This is a genomic window from Flagellimonas cixiensis, assembly GCF_042134615.1.
Lineage (GTDB): Bacteria > Bacteroidota > Bacteroidia > Flavobacteriales > Flavobacteriaceae > Flagellimonas > Flagellimonas cixiensis.
Window position 1 is genome coordinate 1,724,044 of the sequence record NZ_CP169639.1, and the last position, 18,093, is coordinate 1,742,136.

Annotated in this window: 16 protein-coding genes; 3 read left to right on the plus strand and 13 right to left on the minus strand. The window is 40.5% G+C overall.

Translation table 11 applies throughout. The features are described from left to right. Positions 1–51 precede the first annotated feature (51 nt). Complete coding sequence (locus ABT310_RS07695; protein WP_375323325.1) at positions 52–1,191, plus strand: glycerate kinase; 1,140 nt, start codon at positions 52–54, stop codon at positions 1,189–1,191. Here the strand turns inward: ABT310_RS07695 and ABT310_RS07700 are convergent. From ABT310_RS07700 to ABT310_RS07725, 6 genes are all read right to left on the minus strand, one after another. Beyond that, positions 1,188–1,790, minus strand: a complete 603-nt coding sequence (locus ABT310_RS07700) for a GNAT family N-acetyltransferase (protein WP_375323326.1) — start codon at positions 1,788–1,790, stop codon at positions 1,188–1,190. The genes ABT310_RS07695 and ABT310_RS07700 overlap by 4 nt on opposite strands. Positions 1,791–1,897: 107 nt before the next feature. After that, entirely contained in the window at positions 1,898–2,365 is a 468-nt protein-coding gene (locus ABT310_RS07705) for a hypothetical protein (protein ID WP_375323327.1), read from the minus strand. A 48-nt stretch (positions 2,366–2,413) separates the two neighbouring features. After that, a complete protein-coding gene (locus ABT310_RS07710; protein WP_375323328.1) occupies positions 2,414–2,908 on the minus strand; it encodes a Dps family protein in 495 nt (164 codons plus the stop codon). Positions 2,909–3,162: 254 nt separating this feature from the next. Beyond that, positions 3,163–3,381 (minus strand): hypothetical protein, encoded by a 219-nt coding sequence (locus ABT310_RS07715; RefSeq protein ID WP_375323329.1) that lies wholly within the window; start codon positions 3,379–3,381, stop codon positions 3,163–3,165. Between the two features lie 449 nt (positions 3,382–3,830). Next, positions 3,831–4,637: a hypothetical protein gene (locus ABT310_RS07720; RefSeq protein ID WP_375323330.1), complete on the minus strand. Its 807-nt coding sequence runs from the start codon at positions 4,635–4,637 to the stop codon at positions 3,831–3,833. Continuing rightward, a complete protein-coding gene (locus tag ABT310_RS07725; RefSeq protein ID WP_375323331.1) occupies positions 4,637–5,521 on the minus strand; it encodes an IS1595 family transposase in 885 nt (294 codons plus the stop codon). The genes ABT310_RS07720 and ABT310_RS07725 overlap by 1 nt, the downstream gene beginning before the upstream one ends. Before the next feature lie 202 nt (positions 5,522–5,723). On the opposite strand from ABT310_RS07725, the gene ABT310_RS07730 reads away from it, so the two are divergent. Both ABT310_RS07730 and ABT310_RS07735 read left to right on the plus strand, forming a co-directional pair. After that, on the plus strand, positions 5,724–6,056 hold the full coding sequence (locus tag ABT310_RS07730; protein WP_375323332.1) for a single-stranded DNA-binding protein: 333 nt from the start codon (positions 5,724–5,726) through the stop codon (positions 6,054–6,056). A 135-nt stretch (positions 6,057–6,191) separates the two neighbouring features. Continuing rightward, positions 6,192–6,617, plus strand: coding sequence for a hypothetical protein (locus tag ABT310_RS07735; RefSeq protein WP_375323333.1), 426 nt, complete (start codon positions 6,192–6,194; stop codon positions 6,615–6,617). A gap of 56 nt (positions 6,618–6,673) precedes the next feature. On the opposite strand, the gene ABT310_RS07740 is transcribed toward ABT310_RS07735, so the two are convergent. The 7 genes from ABT310_RS07740 to ABT310_RS07770 form a co-directional block, all read right to left on the minus strand. Continuing rightward, on the minus strand, positions 6,674–8,227 hold the full coding sequence (locus ABT310_RS07740; protein WP_375323334.1) for a M20/M25/M40 family metallo-hydrolase: 1,554 nt from the start codon (positions 8,225–8,227) through the stop codon (positions 6,674–6,676). Between the two features lie 337 nt (positions 8,228–8,564). Further along, the gene (locus ABT310_RS07745; RefSeq protein WP_375323335.1) at positions 8,565–9,404 is read right to left on the minus strand and encodes a phosphatase PAP2 family protein; all 840 of its coding nucleotides are present in this window, start codon (positions 9,402–9,404) and stop codon (positions 8,565–8,567) included. Between the two features lie 27 nt (positions 9,405–9,431). Continuing rightward, positions 9,432–10,334, minus strand: coding sequence for a histone deacetylase (locus ABT310_RS07750; RefSeq protein WP_375323336.1), 903 nt, complete (start codon positions 10,332–10,334; stop codon positions 9,432–9,434). Between the two features lie 9 nt (positions 10,335–10,343). Then, entirely contained in the window at positions 10,344–12,467 is a 2,124-nt protein-coding gene (locus ABT310_RS07755) for a Tex family protein (RefSeq protein WP_375326160.1), read from the minus strand. Positions 12,468–12,594: 127 nt separating this feature from the next. Beyond that, positions 12,595–14,691: a methionine--tRNA ligase gene (gene metG / locus ABT310_RS07760; protein WP_375323337.1), complete on the minus strand. Its 2,097-nt coding sequence runs from the start codon at positions 14,689–14,691 to the stop codon at positions 12,595–12,597. A gap of 144 nt (positions 14,692–14,835) precedes the next feature. Then, positions 14,836–16,551, minus strand: coding sequence for a DUF1501 domain-containing protein (locus ABT310_RS07765; RefSeq protein WP_375323338.1), 1,716 nt, complete (start codon positions 16,549–16,551; stop codon positions 14,836–14,838). Between the two features lie 11 nt (positions 16,552–16,562). After that, positions 16,563–18,074, minus strand: a complete 1,512-nt coding sequence (locus tag ABT310_RS07770) for a DUF1800 family protein (RefSeq protein ID WP_375323339.1) — start codon at positions 18,072–18,074, stop codon at positions 16,563–16,565. Positions 18,075–18,093 lie beyond the last annotated feature (19 nt).

Sequence of the window (18,093 nt, forward strand, 5' to 3'; positions counted from 1 at the left end):
AATGCAGCGAAAATTCTGGATTAACTCGATTAACTTGAGTACATTGTAAAGATGAAATTTATTTTGGCACCCGATAAATATAAAGGCTCGTTAACAGGACGTGATTTTTGTGAAACCGTTGCCCGTGGCATTCGAAAAGTTTTACCGGATGCCGAAATTGTGAGTAGGCCTTTGGCCGATGGTGGTGATGGAACCATTGATGTGGTAAAGGATTATTTGAATGCTTCTGTTGTTTCTATTACAGTGAAAGACCCATTTTTTCGGGAAGTTTCTGCCCCGTATTTACTTTCTGCTGATCAACAAACAGCCTTTATTGAAATGTCGGAAGCATCGGGCTATAAATTGCTCGAAAAATCGAAAATGAATTGCATGCGCACCACCACTTTCGGAACCGGTGAAATGATTGTGGATGCCTTGGAGAAAGGTGCCAAACATATTGTTTTGGGCATTGGCGGAAGCGCTACCAATGATGGAGGCATGGGTATGGCAGCTGCTTTGGGATTTGAGTTTTTGGATGAAGATGGCCAAGTTTTGGAGCCGATTGGAAAAAATCTGGGTCGAGTTGAAGAGGTTAAAACTGGCCAAGTACATCCAAAATTGAGGGAAGTTAAAATTGAAGTGGCCTGTGATGTGAACAATCCATTTTATGGAAAAGAGGGGGCTGCGCATATTTACGGTCCACAAAAAGGAGCTTCGGAAGAGGAAGTTGCTTTTTTAGATAAAGGTTTGGAGCACTTTGCCCAAATATTGCAATCCACTTTTAATATTGACGTACAACAAATTCAAGGAGCTGGTGCGGCAGGAGGACTTGGTGGCGGTTCGGTAGTATTCTTGAATGCAAAATTGGTGTCTGGTGTGGATTTGGTGATGGAAATGGCCCAGTTCGAGCAGGTTTTGGATGGTGCTGATTGGGTCATCACAGGAGAAGGACAGTTGGATGGCCAAACCTTGTCGGGGAAAACCATTAATGGGGTGATTCAGGCGGCTAGGAAAAAACAGATTCCCGTTGCAGCTTTATGTGGTTCGGTGGATGTGTCAATGGAACAAATGCATGCCATAGGTTTGGATTATGCCGTGTCGATTCTCAATCAAATTGGGGATTTGGACGATGCCAAAGCCAAAAGTGTACAAAACCTGGAATTGGCGGCCTTTAATTTCGCCCGACTTTTAAAGCGAAGTATGCCGACCTAGTAATTGAGGCCTCTTTTCATTTTAAATTCCAAAGAGGTTTTTACGGTTTTCCATTCACTATTCAAAATGGAAAAAACTACAGTGTCACGTAAATTTCCTGCTTCATCCACACGGTGGTTTCTTAAAATACCGTCTTGTTTGGCTCCCAGTCTTAATATGGCATTTCGGGAACAATGGTTGTGAAAGTGCGTCCGGAATTCAACGGCAATACAATTTAAATGTTCAAAGGCATATTTCAACAAAAGGTATTTGCACTCTGTATTGATTCCAGTGCGTTGCACTTTTTTGGCATACCAAGTGGCGCCAATTTCGACCCGTTTATTTTTGGCATCAACATTTAAAAATCGCGTACTGCCTACAACGCTGTTCGTTCTTTTATCGATGATGGTAAATGGGAGTGATTTACCCAAATTTTGCTCTGCAAGTGCTGTGTCCATATAGGAATCCATGGTTTTGGGTGATGGAACGGAAGTATACCAGAGCTCCCATAGATGACCATCCGAAGCGGCAAAAACCAAATCCACTTTATGTGTTTTTTGAAGAGGTACAAGCTTTACAAGGTTCCCCTCAAGCTCAATGGGCCGTAACCAAGATTCCATATGTAGCGTTTAGTGCTCAAAGATAGGAGTATTTCATCCCATTTTCACAAACAAAAAAGCCGGGGAAATTCCCCGACCCTTTGTCAATCAAAAAACGAAACCTAATGTTATCCAATTTCCTTGAATTCTTCAACAGTGAAGAAATCTTGGTCTTTGTTGTTGATGAAATAGATTCCTTTTTGAACAAAATACTCCATGGTTTTATCGTCCACTTTTACGGCAAATCCTTTTTTGGTAGGAACCACCTTAAAACTATCGGTTACCGATTTGTGGTACTTTAACACCATATAATGTTCGTAATTGCTGTCGTTGTTGGAATCCACTGCAATAAGTTTTACTACCTGTGCAGCTTTATTATTACGGTCTTTATTGACCATGTTCGTATTTTTATTTTCCAAATCCACTGGGTAGTTACGGTGTTCCATAATTTTTACGTGGTATGGTACTTGGGTACCATTCTTTTCCACAGAAAAAGTTTTGTTTATGGAAGCGTTCATGGTTCCATTATTGGATTGCCCGTAACTGTAAAGCCCGGTTAACATGCAGATGGATAGTAGTGTTGTAAAAAATTTCATATGTAATATTTTTATAGTTAATGATTTTATTTTTCTGTTCGATTTCTCTTATTTGAGGTAGGATGTAAACATCCAATTTCTTTTTTCCAATTGGGTCAGAAAATCGGTCAATAGTTGTTCAGTGACCACGTCTCCTGTTTCTAAGGAGGCATTAACCCCGTCCAACATATTGTTGTGCAATATTTCGAAATCTCTAAGAACTTCTCTTACCATTTCAATAGCAGAGAGTTCTTTGGTAGGTTCTTTAATATTGGAAAGTTCCAAAGTTTTTTTCAGGGTAAAGTTGGGTTTTATTCCAAATGCCCTAATTCTTTCTGCAACAATATCAATGTTGGCTTTAGTGGTGTTGTATTCGTTTTCGAACTCTTCGTGTAGTTCAAAAAATTCTGGACCTTCAATGTTCCAATGAAAGTTTCTTAGTTTATTATAGAATACTTGATAATTGGCCAAAAGCGTGTTCAGTGTGACCACAATTTCAGCGGTTTCCAAATACGTAAATCCTAATTTTTTAAAAGTTTTGTTTTTTGCTTTTACGGTTTCCATGTATATTTTTTTTGATTTGACTTCAGTTAAATGCATAACAGCATCGGTAACGGTTCGTTAGATGAATATAGAGTGTGATAAGATGAATCGGGATTAAAAAATCCCAAGGAATTAGAGTGGCCAAGAAATGGCTAGAATACGAATGTGTAGAAGTGTGTTATTGGGTAATCCATATACTTAATATACACTTATTTATAAGAATATCAAGTATTTAACATGATTTAACAACTGGGCGTAAGGGGGTGGGAAAGTTTTTATTCGTCAATGGGGACAACAAACCCTTGACATAGTGAGAGATAGATTTCTGAAGAAATATCGGTCACATATTCCTTTTTAAAACTAAAGACTTTTTGTGGTTCACCATGTACGGGGTCAAGCTCTTGAATATAAATGATATCTGAGGTGTCGTACATGCATTTTCCCAAGCTAAATCTTTTAACTACTTGGTATTTGTCGATTTTACGTATGCCCATCTTTCCTTGTTCTAAAAAGAATTAGACACGTGTTATGCTTTTCGGTCACTCTTAACTTGTGTAATTAATTACAAACGGATACAAACGAAAGTAAACAATTTAAAACGGGAACTATATACTACTTTTACCCAAAAACAATAATTGATTCATACCAACGGACGTTGGCTTTTTTTGAATAGTGGACATTTTAAGCGTTAGGACAAAGCCTAAACTTGCTTCTTAGGGCTGCTGACTCAAAACTCCACAATGTAAATGAACATACCGCACCTGTCAATGCCCTATTGTCGATTCCAAACAGGCCACCCTGACTATACGACCATCAATCGGGGTGCTGATTCTTTTTCTTCTTTTGCCTTTTGATATTAGCCTCTACCTGTGACTTTGGAACGTTGGATAACCGTTGCATAGCCTCATCAAAGGACATATCTATATTTACTGGCTTTTCGTTTTTATTCTTCATCATCATCATGTATTATTTCATGTAGTTTTAAGATTTTATAAATCTTAGGTTTTTCTTTCACCATTTGAACCTCTACATCTACAATATATGTTGCCATTAATGGATTATGCTCTCCATGAAGCATAGCTGTTTTGTCTAATTTGTCATCCTCAAAAATTACTTTTAATCTGAAAGGATATAAATTTTCAATTATGCCAAAGTTACCTGATTTTGAACCAATATCTTTTTTTGCTTGGTCAAAATAGAAAGCCTGCTTGGTATATTTACTACTCTTAGGGGTTTCCAACATCTTTTTTTCTTGGCCTATCCTATGGGTCATTGCACTTGCATCTATACTATCTGCATTAAGAACTGGAACGTTATTATGGTCGCCATAAACGTTAATTGTGATTTTATTTTCCTTATGAGTTCCGGGTGCTAATATATCAGCGATGTTCTGTAAATCTTTTACATCATATTTTAAATCATCAGGTTTATTATTATTCCCTAAAAAATGATCGTATAATGTTTTTAGATTTTTACCAAATTCCCAAACTGTATTTACCTCACCAACAAATGGTAAAATTAAATCTTGATATTCAACCAAAGTGGCTAAAACACTCCCCTCTTCGATTTTTTCTATGTGAAGTTTGGCATCTACTGGGAATTCATGCCCGTAATTGTCTTTTACAAACTTTTTATATTCATTAGAAAATCCATTTAGTGATTTCGTAAACTCCGAAATCTCAATCGGATCCTTATACTCAATACAATATTGTATGGAATACTCGTTTTTCACTTTCCCTTTTATAGACATCAGTTGATTAGTTGGTTATATGTTATACGTGGGGAATTACCCAAATATAACATATTTTCAAACCTCTCAACGTCTGTAATATTTTTCGTGTTATACCTAAACTCAAATTCATCAACATAAGCGTCTAAATGCTTTTCGCTAACGTTGTGATATATCCCAATAATACCACGCTTCAATAAAGACCAAAAGCCCTCTATTGTATTTGTGTGGCATTCTCCAACAACATACTCTCCAGTTGAATGGTTGACCATTTCATGGGCGTACAAACTTGATAGCACTCTATAAGCTGTGTGTTCATCTGTCATAAGTTTAGCATCCTTAGTAACGCTCTTATGGATTATGGGCATCAAAGTTGACCTTTTGGTATCACGTACCCTCATAGCAACTATTCTACCGTTTCTTTCTACCAATCCAAAGACTGGCGTTTTGTCCTTTGCGCTTCTACCTTGGGATTTCTCAACCCTTTTGTTGGCATGACGGTTTTTGTTCTTGCCCCCCACATAGGTTTCGTCAATCTCAACGGTGTTTGTAAGAGGCGCATTAAAAGAACGTGTGCGAACCGCATAACGGATTCTTTGCAATAGGAACCATGCACTTTTTTGGGTTATGCCCAAATCCCTGTGCAACTGCAAAGAAGAAATACCCTTTTTATGTGATGTAATCAACCAAATAGCAGCAAACCACTTTTGAAGCGGTATTGCGCTGTTTTCAAATATAGTTCCCTTGGTGACAGAAAAGGGTTTACGGCACTTAGCACACTTGTAACTCTTTTTCATTGTGTAAATCTTATCATCGTTACCGCAATGAGGGCATACAACACCATTTTTCCACCTCATTTGGGCTAAATATTCTTTACAGGTTTCATTATCAGAGAAGTGCATCATCACTTCGACTAGGTTTGTAAACTTTTTATTGGTTGTACACATGGCTATTTACTTGATTTACAATGTAAATATACAACTTTTATTTGGGTAAAACAAGTATATAATCACCTTTAAAACCGAATCCCATTTTTAAAGCATTCTAAGTTTGCCTCGTCGAAACAATGGAGTTCGATGTAGTATTAAAAATCTTAAATCTTATCGTATGAATTCACTAAAAAACAAAGTACAATTAATTGGAAACTTAGGGAACGACCCAGAAATCATCACTATGGAAAATGGAAACAAGTTGGCGAAGTTTTCCATCGCAACCAACGAAACCTATAAAAACAACGAGGGTGAAAAGGTTACGGATACCCAATGGCACAATGTTGTAGTGTGGGGAAAGATCGCCGAAATCGTTGAAAATTTTTTGTCCAAAGGGAAAGAAGTAATTATTGAAGGAAAATTGACATCCCGCTCTTATGAAACCAAAGAGGGAGAAAAGCGATATATTACCGAAGTACGGTGCAACGAATTGTTGATGCTGAGTAAGTAATTGGATTAAAAGGAGACAAAAAGAGGGGTATTCGCCCCTTTTTTTTATTTAGGGTAGGGTATAATCTTTTTGGGTTGTTATTAAAACGAACGCCAGATTAAAAATTAATGAACAAAGAACATAAAGTTCAATCAGATGAATTACAAAACGCTACTTATTGTTTTGTTTGTTTCGGTACTGGCAGTTCAAACTTCAGCACAAGAAAAACAAGTAGATATCGCCTTTTTTGAAGAAAGGGCCGTAATCGATGCCACCTACGAGCAATCGTATATGACCACCAATATAGAGGATGAAGGAGATTTTTGGAAAGATCAGATCCAGTATGAAAATGATTTGCAGCAGTGGAGCCCTAAAGCCTTTGATGTTTATTTAAAAGAAAAATCATTGGCTTACATCTATCATGCGAGAAGTTGTGATGACCATTGTAACCACAGTGAACATTACATCCGACAAGCAACTTACTATATGAATTATTACGAGTATTATTTCCCTCGAGAAAGCAGTGCCATGATTTCAGAGGTAAGGGTGGAGACATCCGGACTGGAAGTGAAAAACTTCTAAGTTAATTTGGTTAGTTAACAAAAAACGCTCCGAAATTCGGAGCGTTTTTTTATGCTTTAATCCAAGCCACCCTTTCGTTGGGGTGATCTAGGAGTAGGCCATTCCAATTGCTCGCCTGTTCTGTTGCTAATAGGTAAAACCGCTTTCTCACGGTCCGTTTTTTTAGGGTCTTCACTAGCCTTATAGGCTAAAATTGCAGTTAAAATGGCATTGTTTCGAACATCATCGAAAATAATTTTATCGTATGTATCCCTATTGGTGTGCCATGTGTAATTCCAATATGACCAGCTTAAGGAGCTAAGGCTAAAAGCAGGGGCCCCTGCTGCTTGAAAGGAAGCATAATCCGACCCCCCTCGTGCTGGTGTACCGGGAAAAGTGGTTTCAATTTCATCGGTTATTTCGCTTGGTACTGCATGCAACCATTTCCCTAAATAATCATAAGATTTAAGGAAGCCACCTCCTGAAATGCGGACGACCCTTCCTGTTCCGTTATCTTGATTAAAAACTGCCTGAACACCTTCAACAATTTCAGGATGATCTTCCACATAAGCGCGCGAACCATTCAATCCTTGCTCTTCACTACCCCAATGACCTACCAAAATGGTACGTTTTGGGTTGGGATATACTTTTTTCAAAATACGCATGGCTTCCATCATTACTAGGGTGCCAGTCCCATTATCCGTTGCTCCAGTTCCCCCGTCCCAAGAATCGAAATGCGCAGAAAGAATCACATATTCGTCAGGCTTTTCGGAGCCTTTTATTTCTGCAATCGTATTGAAAGTAGGTGCAACACCCAAATCTTTAGATTCTGCCACAATATGCAATTGAGGCTTTTGCCCAGATTCCACCAATCGGTAGAGCATACCATAATCTTCCAGTTCCAAATCTACAGTTGGTATCTCTTTGGTATAGGCACTAAATATTTTATTTACCCCAAAACCGCGTGACCAATACGAAGCCACTATGCCAACAGCACCTGCTTCTTCCAAAGCTACAGGAAGTGAACGTCTGTCCAACCCTGTATTTTTTATGTTTTCGTTCCAAGCCTCAGTTTGCTCGTCACGTTCTTTTTTCATTTTTTCAAGGGACTTTTCCGTTGCGAATTCCTCCCAATTGTAATCAGGTCTGCCTGTAGGTTGTGGCATGGAAATCATCACCAGTTTACCCTTTACGTTTGGCAACCAATTCACAAAGGCCATGGAATCTTTAACAGTGGGCAATACCACCAACTCGGCGGTAACCCCTTTTTTAGGGGTAGATGGACTCCAAGCCAATTGCGTGCCTCTTAAGCTTTGTACCCTAGGGTGAACCATATCGATATGTGAAATACCGCGCTCCCAGCTCTTCCATTCGCCCCATTGTTCGTTTTCTGCTGGAATTCCCCAACTTTGGTATTTGGCAACGGCCCAATCGTGGGCTTTTTTCATTTGAGGCGTACCTACCAATCTAGGCCCAATGCCGTCCATTAATTCGTGTCCCAATTTTTCTAATTGAGAGTTTTCGGTTGCTTCTTTGATGATAGATTCAACAACAGGGTCTTTTTCCTGGGCCGAAGTAAGACAAACCGATAAAATAAATAAGGTAATAAGTAAAGTGTTCTTCCGAATCATTGTAGTTAGTTTTCCCTAAAAATAGAACTTTTAGGGCACCTATACAGAATACTTGAACAATTGAGGGCAAAAAATAGGGTAGAGGCTAGGCGACCTTCTTCATTAAGTCAAAACAAGGACATTTTTTACAACGCTTGTTTTCACCTTTTTTAAACTTTTTACAGCACTTGGATTTTACATTGCCGCTAGGGGGCAATTCACGTAAAAGCGCCTTCTTAAGTTTCTTTTTTTCTTTATCCTTCTTCTTTTTCCCCATAGTTGTGAACAGAGATGGGGCGAAAATAATTGTTTTTAATTAATCTAAATAAGAAATTAACATAAAAATGATAGCACTATATTAAAACTGAAGAGAGACCCCCATGGTTCCCGGTCCAAAGGAAAGGTTCCAGCTTACATTTTTCTCATGGGCATTATATTTTTCCTCGTATTTGGAGTCCAAATAGCGGTCAATGGATTCCACTATAAAAATGCTCAACACGGTACTGAAAGCAACATCAGAAAACCAATGAAAATCATCCACTACTCGAACAAAACCGGGAACTAATCCCACTGTATAAATTCCAGCTTTTACCCAAGGATTTTTGAACTGTTTGGCGATGGAATAGGCATTACTAAAGGCCAGCATGGCATGTCCGGACGGAAAGGAATCGTAATTGTACACCCGATTAAAATGAAGCGGGTCGAAAGTTCCGGAGCTTTGTCCACTTTTTGGTCTGGCCCGCCCAATGATTCTTTTAGTGACTTGTTGCAGAAAACCACCCGCCGTGGCAGAGGCAATTAATAATACCCCAGTGCGCCTCAATTTTTCATTTTTGGTGAATAGGCCAGCAAGGTAAACACCTCCAGTCAGCATATAATTGTTTTCGGGACTTCCGTATTCGTGACCATAATCCATAATAAAATCCGGAACATCATTTTTAAATCCACTGGTCCAATGGTTGATTTCATCATCTACCGTGAACAATAAAAGGGTGCCTCCCGTTAAATAGCCAAAATTGGCCCAGTCGTTTCCTTGCCAATGGAACGGTCGCGAATAGGCATAGCCCACACCACCAAAAATGTTGCCAATGTCATAGGTAAAATCGTTCCAAAGCGTATTGTCTTTTTTTGAGTTGAAATCCTGAGCCATGGTGGGCAAAACAGCTACAAAGAGCAAGAGGTATTTAATGAGCTTCATAGAGGTTGAAAATGAGATGATTTAAAATTACATATAAATATGCTGTGCCAGCCTATAGGTATTGGCATGGGCCTCAACAATTATTTTAATATCCGGGGAATAACCCCCTCCCATGCTACATTGCACTGGTATTTTATGGTCGTAAAAAGTTTGAAGAACATACTGGTCACGTTCTTTGCATCCTTCCAAGGTCATGGAAAGCATTCCTAATTTGTCTGATTCCAAGACATCAACTCCGCATAAATAGAAGATAAAATCAGGTTGAACCTTCTCTAAAAGTTCGGGCAAAGTCTTTTTTAAGATGGAAAGATACTCTTGGTCAGTAGTGCCCTTTTCCAATGGAATATCCAAATCAGAAACCTCTTTTTTGAAGGGATAATTGTCTTTTCCATGTATGGAAAAGGTGAAAACAGAATGGTCGTTCTGAAAAATTTCAGCTGTTCCGTTGCCCTGGTGGACATCGAGATCTACCACCAATATTTTTTTGGCCAATTTTTGGTTGATCAGGTATCGGGCTCCGATGGCTTGGTCGTTGAGCATGCAAAATGCCTCTCCACGGTCGGAATAGGCATGGTGTGTTCCTCCTGCAATGTTCATAGCAATGCCATGTTCCAATGCAAATTGACACCCTTTAATCGTACCATCGGCAATAATACGTTCCCGTTGCACTAATTCTTCACTTAAGGGAAAACCAATTTTTCGGGCTTCTTTGGCACTGAGTTGTAAACCCACCAGATTCTTAAAATACTCCTCGTTATGGGCAGCTAAAATATGAACGTCATCAGGTAGGGTAGGTTCAAAAAAGTTGGCTTCTGTAACGGTTCCTTCATGAAGCAATTGCTGGGGCAAAAGTTCATATTTGATCATCGGAAACCGATGCTTCTCAGGCAAAGGATGTTTGTAAATAGGATGGTACGCTATTTTCAGCATTAGGTTCCCTTATTTGTGCAGTGCCAATTGAATCCGTTTTCTCGGCACATCAACATCCAACACTTTTACCACAACTTGTTGGTGAAGGTGCACGTGCTCGTTTACGTCTTTCACAAAAGTATCCGATAGATTGGAAACGTGAATCAAGCCACTTTCCTTGATGCCGATATCCACAAAACAGCCAAAATTGGTAATGTTGTTTACAATGCCTGGTAATAATTGACCCTCTCGCAAATCGGTAATTTCCCTGATGTTTTGGTTAAACGTGAATACCTTGGCCTTTTCGCGAAGGTCCAATCCAGGTTTTTCCAATTCCTTTACAATGTCCTCTAAAGTCGGCATGCCAATGGTGTCGGTACAGTACGATTTTAGGTTGATACCTTTCAATGCTGTTTTGTTGCCTACAATATCTTTTAATGGGATGCCTTGGTCCTTGGCCATTTTAGAAACCAGACCATAACTTTCTGGGTGAACAGCTGAATCATCCAAAGGATTATCGCCATTTTTAATACGTAAAAACCCAGCACTTTGCTCAAAGGCCTTTCCGCCCAATCGGGCCACTTTTTTTATTTCTTCTCGGTTTTTGAAAGCCCCATTTTCATTTCGGTAAGTCACAATATTTTCTGCCAATTTGGGACCAATTCCAGAAACATAACTTAAAAGAGGTACACTTGCAGTATTTATATTGACACCAACAGAGTTCACGCAACTTTCTACCACCGTATCCAAAGATGTTTTTAGTTGCGTTTGGTCCACATCGTGTTGATATTGGCCCACACCAATCGATTTTGCGTCAATTTTAACCAATTCTGCCAATGGGTCGGCCAATCGTCTACCGATGGAAACCGCTCCTCTAACCGTAACATCATAATTCGGGAATTCATCTCGAGCAATTTTCGAAGCTGAATAGATGGAGGCTCCCGCTTCGCTCACCACAAATACTTCGATGGGTTTTTTAAATGTAATACGTTTCACCAATTGTTCTGTTTCCCTAGATGCCGTTCCGTTGCCAATGGCAATGGCCTCAATTTTATAGGCATCCACCAAAGAACTTATTTTTTTGATGGCTCCCGAACTGTCTCGTTGTGGTGGATGGGGATAAATGGTTTCGTTATGTTTGAGGTCACCTTGTTCATCCAAGCAAACTACTTTACAACCTGTTCTAAAACCAGGGTCAATGGCCAAAATGCGCTTTTCCCCTAAAGGGGCACCCAATAATAATTGCTTTAGATTTTTGGAAAATACCTGAATCGCGGAAGCATCTGCTTTTTCTTTGGCCGATTTTAAAAGCTCGTTTGAAAGGGAGGGAAGCAACAATCGCTTGTAGGCATCGGCAACGGCCAATTCGATATGTTCTGCACAAGCGTTATTGGTTTTAATAATGCGCCTTTCGATATTTTGAAGCGCCCTTTCATCATCAATTTCAATTTTAACCCGAATAAATCCTTCCTTTTCGGCTCGCATGATGGCCAAAAAACGGTGCGATGGGCAACGGCTCAAAGGTTCGCTCCAATCAAAATAGTCCCGAAACTTTTGGGCTTTTTCATCCTCTTTTTTGGTCTTCACCACTTTAGTGGTAATCAAGGCAAAACGCTCCAACTGATTTCGCAATTGGTTACGGACATCGGTACGTTCATTGATCCATTCGGAAATAATATGTCGTGCTCCCTCAAGGGCATCATCCTCATTGACGACCTCTTTGCTCAAATATTTGGAGGCAATGAATTCGATTTCATCGCTTCGTTGCGCCATAATGATCTTGGCCAATGGCTCCAATCCATTTTTACGGGCCGTTTCGGCTTTGGTCTTCTTGCTTTTTTTGAAAGGGAGATACAAATCTTCCAAGCTGGTGAGGTCCTCGCAGCTTAAGAATTTGGATTTCAACTCGGGAGTCAGTGCATCTTGTTCCTCAACAGCTTTGATGATGGCCGCTTTTCGTTTTTCAAGAGCCTCAAACTGGGCTTTAAATTGCACAATGGTACCAATTTGAACCTCATCCAAATTCCCTGTTAGTTCTTTTCGGTATCTCGAAATAAAGGGAACGGTACAATCCGCATCCAAAAGGGCTACGGTATTGGTAACGCTTTTTTCTGAAAGTTGGGTGTGGCGAACAATGTAGGGAACAAGTTGCATGATGTTTGTTTTGTAATTGTCTCTTCGAGCACCGTCGAGAAGTCTTACCATCCAAATTTTTTAAAACGGGTCTCGATTACCTGCCTGTCTGGCAGGTACTCTACCTGACAGTTTCTTTGAATTTGAATTAACTTATTACTTCCCCGTTGTTCACCCCATCTTCATCTGGGTTCATGAAAACGAGCTTACCTTCTTTATCCTCGGTCATCAAAATCATCCCCTCGCTTTCCACGCCACGAAGTTTTCTAGGGGCCAAGTTCACCAAAACGGTCACTTTTTTACCAATAATGTCTTCGGGTTTAAAACTTTCGGCAATACCAGAAACAATGGTGCGCGTATCCAAACCTGTGTCCACTTTCAGCACTAAAAGTTTGTTGGCTTTCGGCATTTTTTCTGCTTCGATGATCGTGCCCACGCGCATGTCGAGCTTGGCAAAATCATCGTAGGTGATGGTATCTTTTTGAGGAGCTACTTCTTTTTCCATTGAACTTGTGTTGAGCGGAGTCGAAGCATTGATTTTTTTAGTGGCTTCCAGTTTATCCAATTGTTGTTGAATTTCTGAATCCTCAATCTTGCGGAATAGCAATTCACTTTTGTTGATGGTGTGTTTGGCAGGAAGTAAAGTGTCGTCAGATGAAACACTTTCCCATGAAGTCTCGACTGCGCTCGACTTGACGTTGAGTATATTTTTAAGTTTTGAAGAAGTGAACGGTAAAAATGGTTCACTTAAAATAGCCAATCCCATTGCAATCTGAAGCGCCACATACATAATGGTCTTTACGCGTTCTTCATCTGTTTTGATGAGCTTCCAAGGTTCCTCATCAGCCAAATATTTGTTTCCTAAACGGGCCAAGTTCATCAATTCTTGACTTCCTTCACGGAAACGGTAACGTTCCAATGAGTTGGAAAGGATGCCAGGATATGTTTTTAAGGCTTTTAAAGTTTCCAAATCGGTTTCGGTAAATTCACCAGGGGTTGGAACTACGCCTTCATAATATTTATGGGTAAGCACGGCCACACGGTTCACAAAGTTGCCAAAAATGGCCACCAATTCGTTGTTGTTGCGTGCTTGAAAATCTTTCCAAGTAAAATCGTTGTCTTTAGTTTCTGGAGCATTGGCCGTCAATGCATAGCGAAGTACGTCTTGCATATCTGGAAATTCTTCCAAGTATTCGTACAACCAAACCGCCCAGTTTTTGGATGTGGACAATTTGTTGCCTTCCAGATTCAGGAATTCGTTGGCTGGAACATTTTCGGGCAATACAAAATCTCCATGTGCTTTTAACATGCTAGGGAAGATGATACAGTGGAAAACAATATTGTCCTTACCGATAAAGTGCACCAATTTGGTGTCTTGATCTTTCCAATAAGGCTCCCAATCTTTACCTTCGCGTTCGGCCCATTCTTTGGTTGAAGAAATGTAACCGATGGGGGCGTCAAACCAAACGTACAGTACTTTTCCTTCACCACCTTCAACAGGAACTGGGATTCCCCAATCCAAATCACGGGTTACGGCACGGGGTTTAAGGCCATCATCAATCCAAGATTTACATTGGCCATATACATTGGGTTTCCAATCGGCTTTGTGACCTTCCAAAATCCATTCTTTTAAGAATCCTTCGTAACGATCTAAAGGTAAAAACCAGTGTTTGGTGGTTTTTAAGGTCGGAACGGCACCTGTAATGGTCGATTTTGGGTTGATAAGGTCGGTTGCATTCAATGACGAACCACATCTTTCACATTGATCACCGTAGGCTTCCTCATTACCACATTTTGGACAAGTTCCTATCACAAAACGATCGGCCAAAAATTGATTGGCCTCCTCATCGTATAATTGTTCTGTTACTTCTTCAATAAAATCACCAGCTTCGTACATCTTTTTAAAGAAGTCCGATGCTGTTTTATGGTGAACTTCTGCAGAAGTTCTGGAGTAATTGTCAAAAGAAATACCAAAATCCACAAAGGATTTTTTAATGATAGCGTGGTACTTATCTATAATCTCCTTTGGAGTTACTCCTTCTTTTTTTGCTTTCATGGAGATGGCCACACCGTGTTCGTCGCTACCACAAACAAAGGCGACATCATTGCCTTTAAGTCGAAGGTAGCGGGAATATATATCCGCAGGAACATAAACTCCTGCCAAGTGACCAATATGAATAGGTCCGTTGGTATATGGAAGCGCTGCTGTAATCGTATATCTTGATGGTGATGGGTTCTGGGCCATGAAATATTCTAATTAGGCCCCAAAAATACTGATTTTAGTGGGATACTTCCTAAAAAAGGAAACCTCCAATAATGCGGCCCAACTTGGGGTATGGCGTGCATCATAGAAGGCTTCCTAAAATTGAGGATTATAGCTCTTGTTTCTCTAGGAGATCATTACGGATTTACTCATTTTTTTGTCTCCTACAGAAATGCGATAAATGTATTTTCCAGTGGAAAGGCTATCGCGCATTCGTTCTCTAATATTGATTTCAACAGATCCTTCCAACATCATTTCATTGAACAAAGTTCCGACTCGTTGCCCTAGAATATTGAAAAGCTCTATATCCACGTGTGCCGAAACGGGCATTTCCAAATGGATATGTGGCGCTCGGGAACTTGGGTAGTATGGTGAATGTACAATACCATCCAAAATGTCCACATTAGGAATGTTTGGGTCTTGACTTGGTGGTGTTTCGGGTAAAATTGGTGGGTCATTGTCCATGGCAATGTCCTCCAAAGTTTCTCCACTACAGTTAAATCCAAGATCAATGGCACGGTAAGGATGACCCAAAAGGTGTTGCTCCACTAGATTTCTAGGAACACAAAGCCATTCGGCCAAAACAGTTCCGTATAAATCCCTAAAGTCCATAGTGTACTCTAAATTACCACGGTTATTGGGTTCATCTAAAGATGGGTGGTCGCCCACGAAGGCACTTCCATTTAATCCTGAGCCAAAAAACAGGGTCGGGGCCGCTTTTCCATGGTCGGTTCCATTAGATCCATTTTCAAAAATTCGTCGACCGAATTCTGAGAAGGTCATACTCAACACATTGTTGTCTTGTTCGGTATAAGCAAGATCTTCGTAAAAATTGTTGATGGCCACAGAAAGGTTGCTCATCAATCTTTCGTGAACCATAGGTTGATTGCCGTGGGTGTCGAAGCCTCCCATAGAAATCATATAGACTTTGGTGCCCAAATTACCTTTAATTAATCTGGCCAAAAGGGCTAACTGACGAGCAAAACCATTGTCTTGGTATTCCACTTGGTTTTGACCTGCCATATAGGCATCGTGAATGGTACCTGCATATTCATAAGTAGTGTTTGCCACTCCTCTTAAAAAGCGAAGTTGATCTCCGTACATACAATCATCAAAAGGGGTGCTGGCATCCACATCATAAAACAGACCTGTTTCTGCAATCTGTTCCAATTGGTCCACATTATTAGTGACAAAGGCATAATTGGTTTCTTCCCCTTGAAAAACCAAGTTGGCCAAGTTTCCAATCTGAATTGCCGCTGGTGCAGGTGGTGGCGAAATCAAATAATCGGGATACAATTGTTCAAAATGTCTGCCCATCCATCCTGTATTTTCACCTGAGAAACCTGTTGTGGTCAAATCGGTATTGGCAAAAATATCGGAACCTGTAAAGTGGGATAAACTTTGATTTTCGTACCCAACCCCATGAACGGCCTTAAACTGTCCATCGCCCCAAAGGGATTCCAAAGCACTCATATAGGTAGGCACCCCGAAATCATCCGTAAGTTTCAACACTTTACTTTCTGGAATGTAGATGTTAGGCCTAGCATTGGCGTAGGTGTCGTATTGTTGAATTGGAATTACGGTACTAAGACCATCGTTTCCGCCTGATAAACGAATCAGGATTAAAATATTGTCGGTTTGTGCAGCCGCAACGGCTGCGGTTAGGGGTGAAGGTGCCGAGGCCGAAACCAAGTGGCTTCCCAAGAACATGGAGCCCGAGCCTGCAATCCCAAGGGCTTGCACAAAGGAGCGTCTACTCCATTTTTTGTGTTCCAAATCATGGCCATCGTGTTCTAGGCCTTTGTGAGGAGATGTATTGTGGTTATGATGATTATCGCACATGGGTGATGGGGTTATTTAAGTTGAAACTCGGGTTCTCTGGACAAGTGGCGCAGTAAAACATAGACTTGTGTGGGGACTTCCATACTAGAGGAAAGCACCCACCATCCGTTGCCGCCTGGAATGTAATCCGAAGAATAATAATCTTCTGGAACATCATCTATTTTGAAAGCGTCCATAGCGCGTTCAAAATCTGCATCTGTCAAAAGGCCCTTGGGTGTAAACTTGTTTACCAATGCCCTAACCACGGTTTCTGGATTACTGGTGTTGCTTTCGGCAGCACCAACGGCATCCATCGCCAAGGTTCTAAATTGTTCATCGTTATCTTGGAAGGCTCTTTCCAAAAAGAATTCCATGGTGAGCCAACGACCGATTATAAAATTGGTATTGATCCATTGTCGGTCTCTTTGCCAGCCTTCCACTTCGGGAGGTTGAAAAAACCGTTGACCCAATAAGGAACAGGAATCAATCATGGTCAATACATCAGAATCATCATAGGCAAAGTTCGATTCCTTTAAAAAATTGAAATATAGGTCGATGGGACTTTTAATAATGACCCCAACTGCCGTTTCATCAAAAAAGTGCTGGCTTTTAAAAAGTTGGCGTAACACTGGCGCCAATTCGAAGTTGTTCGATATAAAGGTTTGGGCCAAGCCATCAATAATTTCAGGAGCATTTCCTCCTTCATCATTGGTTGAATCGGGATGCACAAAAAACTCATATAGCTTTTTGCAGATGTACCATCCGATTTCATCTCGTCTTTGGTCGAATAAAATATCGATGACATCATCATACCCCCAATTACCTGTTTGTCCAAAAATGGTTTTGTTCTCGGTATTGAATTCTGCTGGGTCAAAAGTGACTTGGGTACAACCTTCTTCCCCTCGTTCCGTATATCCAGAAAGTGCTTTGGAAGTTTCGATGATATCTTCCTCGGTATAATTGTTCCCTTCTCCTAAAGTGAAAAGCTCGTATAGCTCGCGGGCATAGTTTTCATTCGGGTTGTCCCCTCTGTTTCGTACTCCATCCAAATAATAGAGCATGGCACTGGTTAGCCCAATTTCACTGGTAAAGGTCTTAAAATTGCCTAAGGCATTTCGCTGAAGGCAATTGATGTAATAAAAAAGAAACTGTGGACAATTATAAGTTTCCAATTGGGTCACAAAATGGTTGCTCCAGAAAAAACTTAGTCGGTCTCTGAGGCCGTTGTCCAATAGTGCGTTTCCGTAAGTTGTCGTAAAATCTTCAACTTGTGCGTTTCGAAGTGCTCTAGCCAAATCATCATCGGCTGGATAATTGGTTTCGTTCCAATCGGCCCATTCGGGTGCTGGAATCAAAGGAGCTGCTAATGCTTGGTCTACCAAAGCATCGACCAAAGCCCCTGCAGTTTGTCCCACAGCGGTATTTATGGTGTCAACAGAGGCACTAAAACCTAGCCTTCGATACAAGTGGGCCGCACGGAACTCATCCAATGGAGTAGTATACGGCGCCAAAGTATAGGAATTACAATTGATGAAGTACTCCATAGCAATTTCTGGCGTTAAT